The 434-nt window shown below is 69.6% G+C and carries 1 pseudogene; it reads right to left on the reverse strand.

Going from position 1 to position 434, the window contains the following annotated elements:
• Positions 1–67: 67 nt before the first annotated feature.
• Positions 68–434 (reverse strand): annotated as a pseudogene (locus tag JHN63_RS52035) (ATP-binding protein); the annotation flags it as partial.

The following is a 434-nucleotide window of genomic DNA, read 5'->3' on the forward strand; positions in this document are numbered from 1 at the left end:
GGGCGGGGGTGAGGGTTCGTTGTCGGGTGCGGGTGGGTCGGGGCTCTGTGCGCGGTTCCCCGCGCCCCTAGGGGGTTCGGCCTTGCGTTGGTTTGATCAGTGCCGCCTCCAGGCCCGTGCGGTCTGTGCCCAGTTTTCTGTAGGCGGCCGAGAGGAGGCGTACTGCCGACTGTTCGTCCGTGTCCAGTTCTACGGCGATCTCGTGGTCGGTACGCCCGTGTGCCGCCAAGGTAGCCGCGGTGCGTTCGTCGGTGGTGAGGGTGTCTGTTTCTGTGGTGTGAAGGGGGTGGGGGCGTAGGCCGGCGGTGGTGAGTTCGGTGCGGGCTGTTTCGGCGAGGCCGTCGGCGCTGCACTGGACGGCCGCGTCGAGGCCTCGGTAGAGGTAGTCGGCGGCTTCGCCGGAGCGGCCGGTGCGGTGGAGTTCGGTGCCGAGG

Origin of the sequence: Streptomyces sp. MBT65 (assembly GCF_016612545.1) — a bacterium.
Classification (GTDB): Bacteria; Actinomycetota; Actinomycetes; order Streptomycetales; family Streptomycetaceae; genus Streptomyces.